Raw genomic sequence first — 16,094 nt, forward strand, 5'->3', positions numbered from 1 at the left:
TATTTCGGACTATTTTTTGAAAAAGTCGCTGCATTAGGCTTTATCGGGCGGGAAATGTACTATTTTTGCGGCATGAATATTTTTAGCGAAACATTGCTTGGGTGGTACGCGGATAATGCTCGCGAACTGCCATGGAGGAATACAAAGGACCCTTATCTGATCTGGGTTTCGGAAATTATTTTGCAACAGACCAGGGTGGCGCAGGGGTACGATTATTTTTTGCGCTTTGTGCAGCGCTTTCCCGACGTACACGCTTTGGCCGAAGCCTCCGAAGACGAAGTCATGAAGTACTGGCAAGGGCTGGGCTATTACTCGCGTGCACGCAATCTGCACGAGGCGGCACGTAGCATGAACGGAGTATTCCCCAGTACGTACGAGGGAGTACGGGCTCTGAAGGGAGTAGGGGATTATACGGCTGCCGCCATCTGTTCGATAGCTTATGGCATGCCTTATGCTGTGGTTGACGGAAATGTCTATCGTGTCTTGTCGCGTTATTGGGGCATTGAAGTTCCGATTGATTCGACCGAAGGTAAGAAACTGTTTGCGGCTTTGGCACAGGAGATGCTTCCAGTCTCCCGACCGGCGGAGTACAATCAGGCCATCATGGATTTCGGAGCCATACAATGTACGCCGCAATCGCCTTTGTGCATGTATTGTCCTTTGTGCGATACGTGCGCAGCACTGGCACAGGGAAGGGTGGACCAATTGCCGGTGAAACAGCATAAGACGAAGACTACCGATCGTTTTTTCAATTATATATATGTACGTGCAGGCGCGTACACGTATATAAATAAACGTACCGGGAATGACATCTGGAAGAATTTGTTCGAACTTCCGCTGGTCGAGACCGAACGCGATATGCCGGAAGCTGAGTTTGTGCAGTTGCCCCAATTCCGTGACTTGTTTGCTGCAGAGGATAAGCCGCAGTTGCGTTGTTTGCGTCGTGGGGTGAAGCATGTATTGTCCCACCGTGTGATCTATGCCAGTTTCTATGAAGTGGTGTTGCCGGAAGAAACGCGTTCGTTTTCAGCTTATCGGCGGGTGTCCCAGGAAGAGCTTGGACAATATGCAGTGCCCAGGCTGATACATGCGTTCCTGGAAAAATACGAGTGAAAAGTAGGTGCCGATTCTTGCATTGTGTAATTATTCTTGTTACTTTTGGCGGCGAATTGATAAAATAGAAGTCTATGTCGGTAAATAAGGTAATATTGTTGGGCAATGTCGGACAGGATCCGAAGGTGACATACTACGACGGTGGCGCATGTGTGGCGCAAGTATCTTTTGCAACTTCCGAGAAAGGATATACCTTGCAGAATGGTACGCAGATACCCGACCGTACGGAGTGGCATAATCTGGTATTCCGTAACCGTCTGGCCGAGATTGTGGACCAGTATGTACATAAAGGCGACAAGCTTTATGTGGAAGGAAAAATCCGCAGCCGTTCGTATGATGACCAGGCAGGCATCAAGCGCTATGTGACCGAGATTTTTGTGGACAACATGGAGATGCTTTCGCCCCGAAACACCTCAGCGGCTCCAACTCCACAACAGCCCCAGCAACCAGCTTCATCTCCGACAGCTTCTGTTCAGAATAACCAGGCGGATGATTTGCCGTTCTAATTGTTTAACTAAAACCCGATTCTTTGGACCCAGACGCTTTTTTATGCCAGTTGGCAGACGTATTTAACGGAATTTCCGTACATACACCTTCTGTTTCGGCTATTATAGCCATTGTTTTGGCAGGACTGCTCCTGCTTGTTTCCGGATTTGCATCTGCATCCGAAATAGCTTTCTTTTCGCTTTCTCCGGCAGACTTGAGTGCCATTGCCGAGAAGAAGAACCCTTCCGATGAAAAAATCAGCCGATTGCTGGATGATACCGAGCGGTTGCTGGCTACGATTTTGATTACAAACAACTTTGTGAATGTGACCATTATCATGCTTTGCAACTTCTTCTTTATGACTGTCTTCGAATTTCACTCGCCTGTTGCCGAGTTTCTGGTGCTGACAGTCATACTTACTTTCTTGCTGTTGCTGTTTGGCGAGATTATGCCTAAGATTTATTCTGCTCAGAAGACCTTGGCATTCTGCCGTTTTGCAGCTCCGGGCATTACGATGTTCCGTTCGTTCTTCTATCCGCTGGCTTCTGTTCTGGTACATTCCACGGCGTTTCTGAACAGGCATGTTACCCGTAAGAACCACAACATTTCTGTCAATGAACTGTCGCATGCGTTGGAACTGACGGACAAAGCTGAGTTGAAAGAAGAAAGCAATATACTCGAAGGCATTATCCGTTTCGGTGGCGAGACGGTGAAAGAAGTTATGACTTCCCGTCTGGATGTGGTCGACCTTGAAATACGTACCCCATTTAAAGATGTGCTGAAGTGCATTGTCGAGAATGTATATTCTCGCATTCCTGTATATGCCGAAACGCGTGATAACATCAAGGGAGTACTCTATATCAAGGATTTGCTTCCGCATCTGAATAAAGGTGACAATTTCCGTTGGCAGTCGCTGATCCGTCCGGCTTATTTTGTGCCCGAGACAAAGATGATTGATGATCTGCTGCGTGACTTCCAGGCTAATAAAATACACATTGCCATCGTTGTAGACGAGTTTGGAGGTACGTCGGGCATTGTGACAATGGAAGACATCATTGAGGAAATTGTAGGTGAAATACGTGATGAGTACGATGACGAAGAACGTACATACACGATATTGAATGACCATACATGGGTATTCGAAGCCAAAACACAGCTGACCGATTTCTATAAGGTAACTCACATTGACGATACTGCTTTTGACGAGGTAGCCGGCGATGCCGATACGGTAGCCGGGCTGTTGCTGGAGCTGAAAGGCGAGTTCCCGGCTTTGCATGAAAAGGTTAGTTATGAGCGTTATGAATTCGAAGTGCTCGAAATGGATAACCGACGCATTCTGAAAGTCAAGTTCACAGTCAATCCCCCTACGGACGAGGCCGAAGGTAATGCATAAACGGAGGGGGTGTCTTGAGTCTTTTTATACAGCATAAGGAGGACGGATTTCTGCTGGGAGTATGGCGGATGGATGAATCGTACGAGGAATTGTGCCGTCAGTTGGCCGACACGGATCTTTGCCGTCAGGCGTCCGAACGTTTCCATGCAGTGCAGCGTAGGCATGAATGGCTGTCGGTCCGGCTTCTGCTGCGTACTCTGTTGGGAGCCGACAAAGAGATTGCTTATTTACCTTCCGGCAAGCCCTATCTGGCTGACGGCAGCTTTCACATCAGTATTTCGCATACACGGGGTTATGTGGCTTTGTTGCTGGCATCGACACCTGCAGGTATCGATATTGAGCAATATGCTACTCGCGTGCATCGGATTTCGTCGAAGTTCATGCGTGCCGACGAACAGCCGGTTCCTTATCAGGGCGATGACACGTGGAGCTTGCTGCTTCACTGGTCGGCTAAGGAAGTGATGTTTAAATGCATGGACTGTTCCGAAGTCGATTTGCGCGATCATTTGCAGGTACTGCCGTTTGTTCCGCAAGAAAGGGGAGAGTTTCGTGCTTGTGAATATAAGACGGAGCAGCAACGAACGTTTCTCATCCGTTATCTGCTCCATCCTGATTTTGTATTGACGTGGACGGTGTACTGATTCCGTCCCTCCCCAAGTGCTTGTCTTATTCTTCAAAGCCAGTAGACTCTGGCTGATACGTTTACTTACTTCAAACAATAAGTTGTTTACAGTCTTTCTAATTGCACGGTGAAATGCCGCATCAATGGTGCTTCCCATGCAATGCGTACGCCTCGTGTCACGCTTTCGCGTCGGTCGTATACATTCTTCAGTGCAGCTGCTACTACGTTCATGTGGTTGTCTGTGTACACTCTGCGTGGTATGGCAAGGCGCAGGAGATCCAGGCCGGTGAATCGGTTTTCGCGCGTCACAGGATCACGGTCGGCCAGCAGATAACCTATCTCGCATCCCCGTATGCCAGCCTCCAGATATAACTCTACTGTGAGTGTCTGGGCCGGAAATTCTTCTTTAGGAACGTGAGTCAGCACTTTGGGGGCATCGATGAAGATGGCATGTCCGCCAGCTGGACGTTGGTAGGGAATACCGTATTCGTCCAGTTTGTAGGCCAGATATTGCACTTGCCGGATGCGGGTTTCCAGATTGTCGAATTCGGTATTTTCGTCCAGGCCGATGGCCAGTGCGTTCATGTCGCGTCCGTTCATGCCTCCATAGGTCAGGTAACCTTCGAACTGTACGCAGAAGCCTTTGGCGCCTTCGTACCAATCCTTCCGATTGGTTGCGATGAAACCACCCATGTTGACAATGCCATCTTTTTTCGCACTCATGGTCATGCCGTCGGCCAGGCTGAACATCTCACGGGTAATTTGTTTGATGGTCTTGTCCTGGTAGCCCTTTTCGCGTGTCTTGATGAAATAGGCGTTTTCGGCAAAACGGGCCGAGTCGAACAGAACGGGTTTGCCGTATTTGTCAGCTATGGCACGTACTTCACGCAGGTTCTGCATGGATACGGGTTGTCCTCCTGCCGTATTGTTGGTGATGGTGACGATGATGAAAGGAATCCGGTCGGCGTGTTCCTGCAAGGCTTTCTCCAGTTTGGCAGGATCGACGTTTCCCTTGAAAGGAACCTCAAGCTGTGTTTGCTTAGCCTCGTCGACAGTACAGTCCAGTGCGAAAGCTTTGCGTCCTTCAATGTGTCCTTTGGTCGTATCAAAGTGTGAGTTGCCAGGCACGATGTCTCCTTCATGCACCAGATAGGAGAAGAGTACGTTTTCGGCGGCTCGTCCCTGATGGGTGGGGATGATGTATTCGAATCCGGTCAGTCTGGTAATGGTATCTTTAAGTTTAAAGAACGATGAAGCACCTGCGTAACTTTCATCGCCCAGCATCATTCCGGCCCATTGGCGGTCGCTCATGGCGCCTGTACCCGAGTCGGTGATCAGGTCAATGTAGACTTGTTCAGATTTCAGTTGGAATACATTGTAATGGGCTTCTTTCAGCCATTGTTCACGTTCTTGTCGGGTGCTTTTGCGGATGGGTTCTACCATCTTTATTTTCCAGGATTCGGCAAAGGGTAATTCCATAGTTGATTAGTTTTTCTTTTTTTGAGGGTTTGACATTTGGTTAACGGAATAAGTCTATGACTTATTGCTCAGGAGTCGAAGATAGTGATTTTTCTTCTATAAAGCAAGAAGTTTGTTTCCCTTTGTAAAAAAACAAATGTCCGGGCGAAATCACTTCGACCGGACATTCTCAATAAACTTGGCAGAGTTCATTTACCTTTTTACTTTCTTTGAATCAGTTGAAATGATTTGGACAGGAAATAGTTGTCCGGTTCATCAAACTCAACGCTTTTTCCTCGAAAGCAATGATAAAGTGTGTTGCATGGCAGGTCTTCTGACTTGTTTCTGTGGCAGACGCCTTCCCGGACGTATCCAGTGGCTTAAGAGGTATGTGCCTGTCACACTTCACGAAACTTACAGCAGCGGGACTGTTCAGGATTCTCACCTGATTCCCTTTTAATTGCTTTCCCGAAAGAGGATTGCAAACCAATGCAGCGCAAAGATAAGAAAAAGCCGGGGATTTACAAGGGAAATCTCCGGCAAATTAATACATGTTACGAAGGTAATATTTTATTTTTCCTTGGCCAGTGTGAATACAAACTCCAGTCCTCCTCCTTGCCTGTTTTTGGCCGAGATGGTTCCTCCGTGTATCAGAACGGCGTTTTTCACAATGGCCAGTCCGAGGCCGGTTCCGCCCAGCTTGCGCGAACGGCCTTTGTCTACCCGGTAGAAGCGTTCGAACAGGCGGTTCAGGTGTTCAGGAGCTACGCCTACCCCTGTATCTGCAAAGCTGAAATAATAGAAGTTCTCGTCTTCGCGGAAACAGCCGATGTGTATATATATGTTGGTACCAGCGTAGGCGATGGCGTTGTCCATCAGATTCCGGAAAATGGAGTAGAGTAGTGAATAGTTGCCTTTCAGCTGTATTTTGGGTTGCAGCGAGTTGACTACTGTAATATGCTTTTCTTCCAGTTCCAAAGCTACTTCGTTGACGATGTTTCCAACCAGCAGGCTGATGTCTACCTTTTCCATATCGATCATGTTGGCTGCTTCGTCCATACGTGTCAGCACGGAGATGTCGCGTAGCAGTCGGCTCAGGCGGTTGCTTTGGGCATAGCAGCGCTCCAGGAAAGTCTGTATCTTTTCGCGTGGGATGCTGTCGTTGCTGACGATGGTTTCCAAATAGCCCTGTATACTGCTTACCGGGGTTTTCAGTTCGTGAGCTATATTTTGGGTCAGTTGCCTCTTTAGTCTGATTTGCTCTTCTTCCTGGGTTATGTCGTTAATCGAGATTTCGAAGCTACGGTCTTGGAAGATGATGCATTCGATGATAAAGATACGTCCGTTTTTGTTGATGTTGAGCGACATGCGCTTTTCTTCCGTTGCATTAGCCGGACGTTTCTGCGACTTGTTGATAAAGTCGGTTATTTTCTGAAACTCACAGATAGAGAATATCTCTTCGGTAGTTTGCAGATTCTGGTCCGAAATAAGGTTCCCGTATTGTGTGAAGAGGTTGTTGACGAGTATTTCCTTTTTGTCTTTGGTAAATACACCTAGTCCCTCTCGCGATGTCTGTAAGTGTGTGATCAGTTTTTCTCTTTCGATGTAAAGAGCCTCCTTTGTCTCTCGCAGGCGTCGGTATATCTGGATGATGTGTTGCGAGATTTCTCCCAACTCATTATGGGGGAATGCAGCCTGTATATCCATTTCAATCGGTTCATTGCGGTCGGCCCGTTTGGCAAATTCGCGAAGATTGGTGATGGCTTTTCCAAGTTTTGCTGTAAACTTGTAAAAGATGAATATCAGCAGTAAGGTTACGATAACGGTAAACCAGATGTAATGAGGGTCGGCAGCCAGGTTATGAATCAGATTCAAGTTGTATGGCAGTGCCGAACGTATGATATAATTGTCTTGTAGAGTTGCCGAATAGAAGTAGGGCATTCCGGTAGTTTCTGACATACGGCGTAAGTCGTATCCTTTTCCTTGCCGAAGTGCTTGTTGTATTTCCGGGCGTCCAAGGTGATTGCCTGGTTCCTGTTTACCTTTGTAACTGTCGTATATCACTTTCCCGTTCAGACTGATAAGAGTGACACGCAGGTTATTGTTTACTCTATTGATATAATTGTCCAAAGTGCTGGTCCACAGACTGTCGGGAACAATACGCAGTTCGAACGACAAACGCTCGTTATAATCCTGCAATTGTGTGTTGAGCAATTCTATTTTGTAGCTTTTTTCACGTTGGTACTGATAAGCGATGAAGCAAGCTGCGAATGCAAGAAACAGCGAGATAACCGAAAGAAATAACTTCCGGCTGAATGACAGAAAATGCCGTTCATCTTTATTCGGCTTCAAAGCAGTATCCATATCCCAAGCGAGTTACAATGCATTTTCCGTAAATACCGATTTTTTTGCGCAGGCGGGTGATGTTAACGTCTATGGTACGGTCGAGCACATAGACTTCCTCGCTCCAGATACGTCCCAAAATATCTTCGCGCGAGAAGACACGTCCTTTGTTTTGCAGCAACAGCAGCAGAATTTCGAATTCTTTTTTGGTCAGCGGAGCTTCCTGTCCATCAATGGAAACTTTTTTCTTCACAATGTCAAGAACCAGCGTTTTATAGACCAATTGCTCGGGCATCCGTTCGCTTTCCCCCTGTCCTGTACGTCTCAGTACGGCTTTAACCCGTGCTGCTACTTCACGCAGTGAGAATGGTTTCGATATGTAGTCATCCGCTCCAAGATTGAATCCTGTTACAGTATCGTTTTCCGTGTCTTTAGCTGTGATGAAGATTATGGGCACTTGTGCTGTCTTTTTATCCTTTTTGAGCATACTTGCCATTTTGAATCCCGATATCTCTCCCATCATTACGTCAAGCAGTAGCAGGTTGTAACTGCTGATGTCCATTCGCAGGGCTTCTTCGGCCGAGTTTGCAGTATCCACTTCGTATCCTTCGTTCTCAAGGTTGAACTTCAGGATTTCGCACAAATCTTCTTCATCGTCTACTACTAAGATTCGGTAATTGTTCATTGTTTCCTGGTTTTAAGTTGCAACTGGGAAGCACTTTTCCCGTCTGTAACGGTACGTCCTCTTCCTGTTACAAAGTTATACTTTATTTCTTTTCGCAGGCAAAAGTGAGGCATTTTTATTACGGACGCATGAAACAAGTATTACGATTCTGTTACATTTTGCATCTGAACATCTATTGCCAGGAACACAGAGAGGGAATGCGGTAATACAAAAACACACCGATGATGCTGTGGCAGTCTCATCGGTGCGTCATTTGTACGGTATACGTATCTTAGGGGTTTACACAGTCTGATGGTTGATGCAGATTCCTTGTTTGTACCATTCGTACAGACGGTGTATTCCTTCGTCTATTTCTACCTTGTGGTGCCATCCCAGTCCGTGCAGCTTGCTTACGTCGGTCAGCTTTCTCATTGTGCCGTCCGGCTTGCTGGCATCCCACTTCAGTTCACCCTTGAATCCGATTTCGGCAACAATCTTTTCGGCCACTTCGCGGATACTCAGTTCTTTTCCAGTTCCAACGTTGATGTGGCAGTTACGAATCTCTTTTTCACCTTCACGGTAAGTGTCCTTGAAGTCCACGTTCAGCAGTACGTGCACACTGGCGTCGGCCATTTCTTCGCTCCACAGGAATTCGCGCATGGGTTTTCCGGTTCCCCACAGGGTGACAGCTTCGGCTGTGATGCCGTATTTGGCCAGAATCTGTCTGATTTCTTCTTCTGTCCGGCTGCCGTCTACTCCCTCTACCGGGCGCAGGTTAATGTCTTTTCTTACAGCTTCCCAGTTTCCTTCGTTCAGGCATTTGGCCAGATACACTTTTCTCATCATAGCTGGCAGAACATGGCTGTTTTCCAGATGGAAGTTATCGTTCGGACCATACAGGTTGGTGGGCATCACGGCAATGTAGTTGGTACCATATTGCAGATTGAAGCTTTCACACATTTTCAGTCCGGCAATTTTGGCTATGGCGTAAGGTTCGTTGGTGTATTCCAACGGCGATGTCAGCAAGCATTCTTCTTTCATGGGTTGCGGTGCCTCTCTGGGGTAGATACAGGTACTTCCCAAAAAGAGCAGCTTCTTGACTCCGTGGCGGAAACTTTCGCCTATGACGTTTTGCTGAATTTGCAGATTTTCATAGATAAAGTCTGCTCTGTATTGCAGATTGGCCATAATGCCTCCCACATGAGCGGCTGCCAGCACTACAGCCTCGGGTTGCTCTTCATCGAAGAATTTCTTGACGGCTACTCCATCCAGCAGATTCAGCTCCTTATGTGTGCGTCCTACCAGGTTGTGGTATCCTCTTTCCTGTAGGTTGTTCCAAATGGCCGATCCTACCAGTCCTCTGTGACCGGCTACATAGATTTTAGTATCTTTATCCATTTTCATTCTTACTTATATATACTATGTAAAAAGGTAATTTACCGTTTACTTCACAATGCCTTTCTCCAGATATTCTGCCAGATTGGTTCTTACCTGCTGAGCTGCATGGTCGGCAGCTACTTTGGCCATATCTGCTTCCACCATAATGCGTACCAGTTCTTCAAAGCTGGTGCTGTTGGGATTCCAGCCCAGTTTGGCTTTTGCTTTAGTCGGGTCTCCCCACAGGTTCACCACATCGGTCGGACGGTAAAAGTCTTCGCTTACCTCTACCAGGCATTTGCCCGTGGCTTTGTCGTAGCCTTTCTCGTCAATGCCTTCACCCTTGAATTCCAGTTCGATACCTGCATATTTGAAAGCCAGATAGCAGAATTCTCTTACCGAATGTTGCACGCCGGTAGCTATCACGAAGTCTTCCGGTTTCTCCTGTTGCAGAATCAGCCACATACATTCCACATAGTCTTTGGCGTATCCCCAGTCGCGCAGCGAATCCAGGTTACCCAGATACAGACGATCCTGCTTACCTTGTGCGATGCGCGCTGCTGCCAGCGTGATTTTCCGCGTTACGAAAGTTTCGCCACGGCGTTCGCTTTCGTGGTTGAACAGGATGCCCGAACAGCAGTACATGTTGTATGCCTCGCGATACTCTTTTACAATCCAGTAACCGTACAGTTTGGCAACAGCATAAGGTGAGTAAGGGTGGAAAGGTGTATTCTCATTTTGCGGTACCTCTTCCACTTTGCCGTACAGTTCCGAAGTCGATGCCTGATATATGCGGCAAGTATCAGTCAGGCCCGCTAGGCGCACAGCCTCCAATACACGCAGTACGCCTGTAGCATCTACGTTGGCTGTAAACTCCGGAGAGTCGAAACTTACCTGCACATGACTTTGTGCAGCGAGGTTGTATATTTCGGTCGGTCTCACTTTTCCTACGACTTGCAGGATGCTCATCGAGTCGCTCAGGTCGGCATAATGTAGGTGGAAATTGGGTTTTCCTTCCAGATGCGCGATGCGTTCGCGATAGTCTACCGACGACCGTCTGATGGTGCCGTGTACATCATATCCTTTGCTTAGCAGCAATTCGGCCAGAAACGACCCGTCTTGTCCGGTGATACCGGTAATTAAAGCTACATTTCTCTTTTCCATTGTCTTTGTTATGGTTGCACTTTATTAAAGTTGATGACTTTGTTTTTCTCAGTCTCTTCGGAAAATATCCCGGGTATAGACTTTCTCTTTTACATCGTCCAGACAGCTGTCGTAGCGGTTGGCAATGATGGCGTCGGACTGTTGTTTGAAGTTCTCCAGATTGTTTACGACTACCGATCCGAAGAAGGTACTGCCATCTTCCAGTGTGGGCTCGTAGATGATGACGCTGGCACCTTTGGCCTTAATGCGTTTCATGACGCCCTGAATGGAACTTTGGCGGAAGTTGTCGCTGTTCGACTTCATCGTCAGCCGGTATACTCCGATGACGCACTTCTTTTCGTTCGACGGATCGAATGCACCACGATTGTAATAGTCGTAATATCCTGCCTTGTGAAGCACCTGGTCGGCGATGAAGTCCTTTCGGGTGCGGTTGCTCTCCACAATGGCATGGATCAGGTTTTCGGGCACATCCTGATAGTTTGCCAACAGCTGTTTCGTGTCTTTGGGCAGGCAGTAGCCGCCGTATCCGAAGGAAGGGTTGTTGTAGTGTGTTCCGATACGCGGATCCAGACAGATGCCGTCGATGATGGCTTTCGTGTCGAGTCCTTTCACTTCGGCATAAGTGTCGAGTTCGTTGAAGTAGCTTACCCTCAGTGCCAGGTAAGTATTGGCAAACAGTTTCACGGCTTCTGCTTCTTTCAGTCCCATGAACAGGGTAGGAACGTCTTCTTTCAAGGCTCCTTCCTGTAGCAGTGCGGCAAATTCGTGAGCCTTTTCTTCCAGCCGCTCTCCGGCGATGGCTCGGATGGCTTCGTTTTCTTCCTCTCGTCCTTCTATCATCTTGGGATATCCTACAATGATGCGGCTGGGGTAGAGGTTGTCGTACAGTGCCTTGCTTTCGCGCAGAAACTCGGGCGAGAACAGCAGATTCAACCGCTTGCCTTGCAGGGCGGGTGACGATTGGAAGCGCTCGGCATACTTTACGTACAGGCTTCGGCAATAGCCCACGGGGATGGTACTTTTAATCACCATGACGGCATCAGGATTCACTTCGAGTACCAGATCGATTACTTCTTCCACATGGCTTGTGTCGAAGTAGTTCTTCATCGGGTCATAATTGGTCGGTGCGGCTATCACGATGAAGTCGGCTTCGCTATAGGCTTTCCATCCGTCGAGGGTGGCGCTCAGATTCAGTTGCTTCTCGGCCAGATACTTTTCGATGTACTCGTCTTGTATGGGGCTGATATGTTGGTTTATCTTTTCCACTTTTTCAGGTATTACGTCCACAGCTGTTACCTGATGGTGTTGCGACAGTAGGGTTGCTATCGAAAGTCCTACGTAGCCGGTTCCGGCTACAGCAATTCTGTAATCTTTCATAACGTTGCTCTCCTTCCTTGAAATCGTTTTTGTTTTTTTCTGAGTCCGTTTACTGTTTTTGTACTCCTTTTATTTATTCAGTTGTAGAATACAGCTTTCAACTGATAACCTATGATTTGTTCCAATCGGAAACAGGTTTGATTTTATATAAAGGATGTGACAAAAAGTCCTTACAGATTCTTTCTGCAAAGATAGATAAACGTATGAGGTTAAAGAAAGCTGATGGGGCTTATTTACATTTATTTCACAAATGAAAGCCGGTCGGTTTTATGATTTTACTTCCGTTTTGCTCCACAAAATCCCCATGCTCATACTTCGTATATATCCTGCGCCCAGCTGCGCTAACAGGTCGGCGGACGACGTACACGAACAATCCTTCAGCACTGCAGCATTTTTGTGTTTTACTGTGGCATAGATTTCAGCAGCAGACATCAAATGGGTATCTATTTGGGTGACGTTTCACCATAAGCGTATGAATATGAATAGATTGTAGTGAAAGATAAAACAGTTGTTGAGCCGGTTAAAGCGGATGATACAGGCAGAGCGAATTTTCAGAAAGGGGTGTGAAAGCTAATGCTACTATTGCAATTTTTTTTCCTAGTTAGGAAAAAATATTTGTCTAGTTAGGAAAAAATTTTTTCCTAACTGGGAAAAAATTAACGGGTTGTACAGCCATCCCGATTTGTGTTTCACCGAATGTCGGTGAAACTTTATCTTTCACCATATCTTTCTGTATATCAATGAAAAATAACGTTTTGAAAGCGTGAACCCGATTTCCCCTTTTCTTATTTTTATCCGTGTTAGTCTGCCCCATCCGCTTCGTTCGCGTATCCATCTTTCACCCGGTTTTTCATTTTTAATCATTCACTTTCCTTTCTTAACTACTTACTTTAGCCGCATAACATTGGTAGTTAGCTGGCGTAACAAGCAATGCTGTGAGTATGGCCTGCAACTCTCGTGCGTATTGCAAGCACGGCTCGTGAGCCGTGCAAGTGTCGCTCGCGAGCCGTACAAGTGTGGAACGTGGATTATTTATGCTCGTAATGTTAGCAATTGCCTCCACAAGAGCATTGGGGCAATGCTTCTTTTCTGATTTCAGTGATGTAAAAGCGGGCAAAGGATTTTCTGATTTCGTCGCGTACACGGCGGAATTCCGAATCGATGAATTCTGGTGTACCTCTAGCATGTGACGGATCATCAAAGCCTATATGTAGACGTTTTCCTACTTTGCCGCTGAATGTAGGGCAATTTTCGTTTGCTCCTCCGCATACGGTTATCACGTAATCCCATTCTTGATCGAGATAAGTGTTTACGTGCGTGGGTACATGCGAACTGATATCTATTCCAACCTCTTTCATCATTTCCACAGCCTTGGCATTTACTTGTGCAGCAGGTTCTGTTCCTCCTGAATATACTTCTATCGTGTGGTCGAATGACTGTAAAAAGCCGTGTGCCATTTGGCTGCGGCAACTGTTTCCTGTACAAAGAATCAATACTTTCATTTTTTTATTGCTAATTACATTTATAGTAATCGGATTGTAGACTTGATAATAAATACTGTTTTGAATGTTTTTGTGGGAGATGTTTACAATATATAGTTGAACAGATAGCCCGACAGAATGATGAAAAAGGTCACTGTGCCGAAGAATATGCCAATCAGTCGCCAGGTCATCACCTTTTTGAGCAGTGTGGCTTCCGGTAGCGAAAGGCCTACAACAGCCATCATGAAAGCGATGGCCGTACCCATGGGGATACCTTTGGCCACAAATACCTCAATGATGGGCACAATGCCTGCGGCATTGGCATACATTGGTACGGCCAGAATGACGGACAGGGGAACCGCATACCAATTATCTTTCGACATGTGCTGTGCGAAGAAGCCTTCGGGAACAAAGCCGTGCATAAAGGCACCGATACCGATACCTATCAGGATGTAGACAAGTACGCCGCTGACAATCTTCCAAGCGTCACGGATGATGGTCGGAAGCCGCTTGAAGAAAGTAGTATGCTCCTTTTCCCATTCGCCAGCCTGGACCGAAGCCTGTGCTTGTATCTGTTTTACCCAGTCGGTCAGGTAAGGTGCCAGTCTCATCCGTCCCAGCACAACTCCACCTATAACGCCCAGCAGGATGCCGCTGATGACGTAGATCAGTGTCACCTTCACTCCGAAAGAACCAAGGAACATCGCAACGGCTACTTCGTTGACCAGCGGCGAGGTGATAAGAAAGGCAAAAGTCACTCCCAAAGGAATGCCGCCTTTGACGAAACCGATGAACAGCGGGATGGAAGAGCAGGAGCAGAATGGAGTAATGGCACCGAATACGGATGCCAGCAGGTATTGCAAGCCATACATCTTGTGCGTCATCAGGTAGTTTCTCAAACGTTCGATCGGGAAATAAGCATTGATGATTCCCATCAGCACGCTGATAAAGAATAACAGGATGAGAATCTTGATTGTATCATAAAAGAAGAAATTTACGGCCACTCCTAACGGTGTATCGGCACTCAGTCCGAACAGCCCGTAAACAAGCCAGTCTGCAAAATCTTGTATCATGTTTTACTGTTTTTTTAATTCGTATAAATACGAACAATGTTTATATAAAAAGAACGGCAGATTCAATAACGGTTGTTTCTGCCGTTCGCAGTTAAATAATCTGGGTTGTCAGATGCCCAAAAGTTTTTTTACGTCACTCTCGGTCGGAACCTGTCCTTTCATTTTTACCACCTCGTCGACAACAACGGCGGGAGTAGTCATGATATTGTAGTTCATCATTTCCATGATGTCGTCCACTTTGGTCAGTTTTACGTCCAGATTGTTTTCTTTGATTACTTTTTCGATTACATTGTAGGTTGTCTTGCATTTGCAGCAACCCGGTCCTAATACTTTAATTTCCATATTCCTAAAATTTTTGTTTGTTAGTATCAATAGTGTTTTATAGGTACATTGTCCAGCAATAATATAAGCCTATTACAATGAATATCCATCCGACAATGAGGTTCATCCATTTCTGTACCACTTTCATTTGACCGTAAAAACGTCCCATCTGCTGTACGCTGAATGCCAGTATCCAAGCTACGGCAAGTACTGGTATGGCGGTAGCGATGGCAAATACGGCGGGCAGCAGGTAGCCTGCTGTAGCTGTGGCCGACATGGGTATCAGCATGCCGAAATAGAATACGCCGCTTGTGGGGCAGAACGCCAGTGCAAAGAGGATGCCTATCAGCAGTGCACCCCATCCGCCTTTTCGGGCAAGTCCTTCTGCCTGGCCGTTGAAGCCAAACTTAGGCAAGTTGAGTTTGTCTCCCCAAAGCATGAACAGGCCGATGATAAGCAGTAGCGGCCCTATGGCTAGTTCGCCCCATGTGCCGATAGTCTTCTGGATGCCGAACATGCTTGAACCTTCTTTCAGAATCATAATCAGCACAATGCCAAGCAGGGTGTATGACAGGATGCGCCCCAGTGTATAGAGCAAGCCGTTGCGGAAGATCCGTTTCCTGTTCTCCATGTCTTTTCCGATGAATCCGATGGCGGCGATGTTGGTTGCCAGCGGACAAGGCGAAAGTGCCGTCAGCAGTCCGAGTAGAAATGCCGTCAATACAGGTGTGGAGCTGTTATCGAGCAGTGTCTGTAGCCAATCCATAAGCTTTAGTTCAGCATGTCTGTTACTGATTTTACTACTCCGGCTTTGAATACATCCGGCGACTTGCGGGCATTGCCGAATGCAAATTCGGTCATATTCTCCCTGGTTTCGTGCCCGTTTTTGTATTTGACAACAAACAGCGACGACCATGTTACTTTGTACTTTTCAGCAATTTCCTCGTTCTCCTTTTGACTGATGTCTATCACTCTGAATACTACATCGCCATTCTTTATCTGCGAGGCAAAGTTTTCTTCTATTGCAGCCTTGGTATTGTTTTCAATGGCCATGCAGGTAGCACAGCGCTGTTTCCCATGGAAATACAGTACTTCCACGTGGTCGCTGACAGCGACTTCTTTTTGAGCTTGTGCGGTTGCTTCGTTCTTTACATTCGTCTGGCATGAGGCAAATGCGAAACAGGCGGCAACCAGAAACAGAATCGTTTTCATGTTTATAATA

At 46.8% G+C, this 16,094-nt stretch carries 15 protein-coding genes and 1 riboswitch; of the genes, 4 read left to right on the forward strand and 11 right to left on the reverse strand.

Annotation, left to right across the window (positions count from 1 at the left end; translation table 11 throughout):
• Window positions 1-72 precede the first annotated feature (72 nt).
• The 4 genes from mutY (at window position 73) to Q3C19_RS14245 (ending at window position 3,633) form a co-directional block, all read left to right on the forward strand.
• The gene (mutY, locus tag Q3C19_RS14230) at window positions 73-1,113 is read left to right on the forward strand and encodes an A/G-specific adenine glycosylase (protein WP_302730171.1); all 1,041 of its coding nucleotides are present in this window, start codon (window positions 73-75) and stop codon (window positions 1,111-1,113) included.
• A 74-nt stretch (window positions 1,114-1,187) separates the two neighbouring features.
• A complete protein-coding gene (locus tag Q3C19_RS14235; RefSeq protein ID WP_277120889.1) occupies window positions 1,188-1,619 on the forward strand; it encodes a single-stranded DNA-binding protein in 432 nt (143 codons plus the stop codon).
• A 23-nt stretch (window positions 1,620-1,642) separates the two neighbouring features.
• Entirely contained in the window at window positions 1,643-2,992 is a 1,350-nt protein-coding gene (locus Q3C19_RS14240; RefSeq protein ID WP_302730174.1) for a gliding motility-associated protein GldE, read from the forward strand.
• Between the two features lie 14 nt (window positions 2,993-3,006).
• Window positions 3,007-3,633, forward strand: coding sequence for a 4'-phosphopantetheinyl transferase superfamily protein (locus Q3C19_RS14245; protein WP_302730176.1), 627 nt, complete (start codon window positions 3,007-3,009; stop codon window positions 3,631-3,633).
• An 86-nt stretch (window positions 3,634-3,719) separates the two neighbouring features.
• Here the strand turns inward: Q3C19_RS14245 and Q3C19_RS14250 are convergent, their stop codons facing one another.
• The 11 genes from Q3C19_RS14250 to Q3C19_RS14300 all read right to left on the reverse strand — a co-directional run bounded on the left by Q3C19_RS14250 (window position 3,720) and on the right by Q3C19_RS14300 (window position 16,084).
• Entirely contained in the window at window positions 3,720-5,093 is a 1,374-nt protein-coding gene (locus Q3C19_RS14250) for a tryptophanase (RefSeq protein ID WP_302730178.1), read from the reverse strand.
• Window positions 5,094-5,378: 285 nt separating this feature from the next.
• A riboswitch (cobalamin riboswitch) is annotated at window positions 5,379-5,578 on the reverse strand.
• Window positions 5,579-5,642: 64 nt separating this feature from the next.
• Window positions 5,643-7,436 carry a cell wall metabolism sensor histidine kinase WalK gene (locus tag Q3C19_RS14255; protein ID WP_071149463.1) on the reverse strand — a complete coding sequence of 598 codons (1,794 nt, stop codon included), beginning with the start codon at window positions 7,434-7,436 and terminating at the stop codon, window positions 5,643-5,645.
• A complete protein-coding gene (locus Q3C19_RS14260) occupies window positions 7,411-8,100 on the reverse strand; it encodes a response regulator transcription factor (RefSeq protein WP_022162516.1) in 690 nt (229 codons plus the stop codon). The genes Q3C19_RS14255 and Q3C19_RS14260 overlap by 26 nt, the downstream gene beginning before the upstream one ends.
• 279 nt (window positions 8,101-8,379) lie before the next feature.
• A complete protein-coding gene (locus Q3C19_RS14265) occupies window positions 8,380-9,477 on the reverse strand; it encodes a GDP-L-fucose synthase (protein ID WP_022162517.1) in 1,098 nt (365 codons plus the stop codon).
• 45 nt (window positions 9,478-9,522) lie between these two features.
• Window positions 9,523-10,620, reverse strand: coding sequence for a GDP-mannose 4,6-dehydratase (gmd, locus tag Q3C19_RS14270; RefSeq protein WP_071149464.1), 1,098 nt, complete (start codon window positions 10,618-10,620; stop codon window positions 9,523-9,525).
• A 48-nt stretch (window positions 10,621-10,668) separates the two neighbouring features.
• Complete coding sequence (locus tag Q3C19_RS14275) at window positions 10,669-11,997, reverse strand: nucleotide sugar dehydrogenase (RefSeq protein WP_277120892.1); 1,329 nt, start codon at window positions 11,995-11,997, stop codon at window positions 10,669-10,671.
• Window positions 11,998-13,043: 1,046 nt separating this feature from the next.
• Window positions 13,044-13,499, reverse strand: a complete 456-nt coding sequence (locus Q3C19_RS14280) for an arsenate reductase ArsC (protein ID WP_071149467.1) — start codon at window positions 13,497-13,499, stop codon at window positions 13,044-13,046.
• 83 nt (window positions 13,500-13,582) lie between these two features.
• Window positions 13,583-14,551 (reverse strand): permease, encoded by a 969-nt coding sequence (locus tag Q3C19_RS14285; RefSeq protein ID WP_302730183.1) that lies wholly within the window; start codon window positions 14,549-14,551, stop codon window positions 13,583-13,585.
• A gap of 108 nt (window positions 14,552-14,659) precedes the next feature.
• Window positions 14,660-14,893 carry a thioredoxin family protein gene (locus Q3C19_RS14290; RefSeq protein WP_022164237.1) on the reverse strand — a complete coding sequence of 78 codons (234 nt, stop codon included), beginning with the start codon at window positions 14,891-14,893 and terminating at the stop codon, window positions 14,660-14,662.
• A 37-nt stretch (window positions 14,894-14,930) separates the two neighbouring features.
• Window positions 14,931-15,638 (reverse strand): aromatic aminobenezylarsenical efflux permease ArsG family transporter, encoded by a 708-nt coding sequence (locus Q3C19_RS14295; protein ID WP_277120894.1) that lies wholly within the window; start codon window positions 15,636-15,638, stop codon window positions 14,931-14,933.
• A 5-nt stretch (window positions 15,639-15,643) separates the two neighbouring features.
• On the reverse strand, window positions 15,644-16,084 hold the full coding sequence (locus Q3C19_RS14300) for a nitrophenyl compound nitroreductase subunit ArsF family protein (RefSeq protein ID WP_277120895.1): 441 nt from the start codon (window positions 16,082-16,084) through the stop codon (window positions 15,644-15,646).
• Window positions 16,085-16,094 lie beyond the last annotated feature (10 nt).

This window comes from Bacteroides sp. ET489 (genome assembly GCF_030518095.1).
Classification (GTDB): domain Bacteria; phylum Bacteroidota; class Bacteroidia; order Bacteroidales; family Bacteroidaceae; genus Bacteroides; species Bacteroides ndongoniae.

Bases quoted from the DNA above. Each gene is read 5' to 3' on its own strand.
- Q3C19_RS14290 (WP_022164237.1), bottom strand. From the start codon at position 14,893: ATGGAAATTAAAGTATTAGGACCGGGTTGCTGCAAATGCAAGACAACC.
- Q3C19_RS14265 (WP_022162517.1), bottom strand. From the start codon at position 9,477: ATGGATAAAGATACTAAAATCTATGTAGCCGGTCACAGAGGACTGGTA.
- Q3C19_RS14235 (WP_277120889.1), top strand. From the start codon at position 1,188: ATGTCGGTAAATAAGGTAATATTGTTGGGCAATGTCGGACAGGATCCG.
- Q3C19_RS14300 (WP_277120895.1), bottom strand. From the start codon at position 16,084: ATGAAAACGATTCTGTTTCTGGTTGCCGCCTGTTTCGCATTTGCCTCA.
- Q3C19_RS14255 (WP_071149463.1), bottom strand. From the start codon at position 7,436: ATGGATACTGCTTTGAAGCCGAATAAAGATGAACGGCATTTTCTGTCA.
- Q3C19_RS14280 (WP_071149467.1), bottom strand. From the start codon at position 13,499: ATGAAAGTATTGATTCTTTGTACAGGAAACAGTTGCCGCAGCCAAATG.
- Q3C19_RS14260 (WP_022162516.1), bottom strand. From the start codon at position 8,100: ATGAACAATTACCGAATCTTAGTAGTAGACGATGAAGAAGATTTGTGC.
- mutY (WP_302730171.1), top strand. From the start codon at position 73: ATGAATATTTTTAGCGAAACATTGCTTGGGTGGTACGCGGATAATGCT.
- Q3C19_RS14295 (WP_277120894.1), bottom strand. From the start codon at position 15,638: ATGGATTGGCTACAGACACTGCTCGATAACAGCTCCACACCTGTATTG.
- gmd (WP_071149464.1), bottom strand. From the start codon at position 10,620: ATGGAAAAGAGAAATGTAGCTTTAATTACCGGTATCACCGGACAAGAC.
- Q3C19_RS14250 (WP_302730178.1), bottom strand. From the start codon at position 5,093: ATGGAATTACCCTTTGCCGAATCCTGGAAAATAAAGATGGTAGAACCC.
- Q3C19_RS14285 (WP_302730183.1), bottom strand. From the start codon at position 14,551: ATGATACAAGATTTTGCAGACTGGCTTGTTTACGGGCTGTTCGGACTG.
- Q3C19_RS14275 (WP_277120892.1), bottom strand. From the start codon at position 11,997: ATGAAAGATTACAGAATTGCTGTAGCCGGAACCGGCTACGTAGGACTT.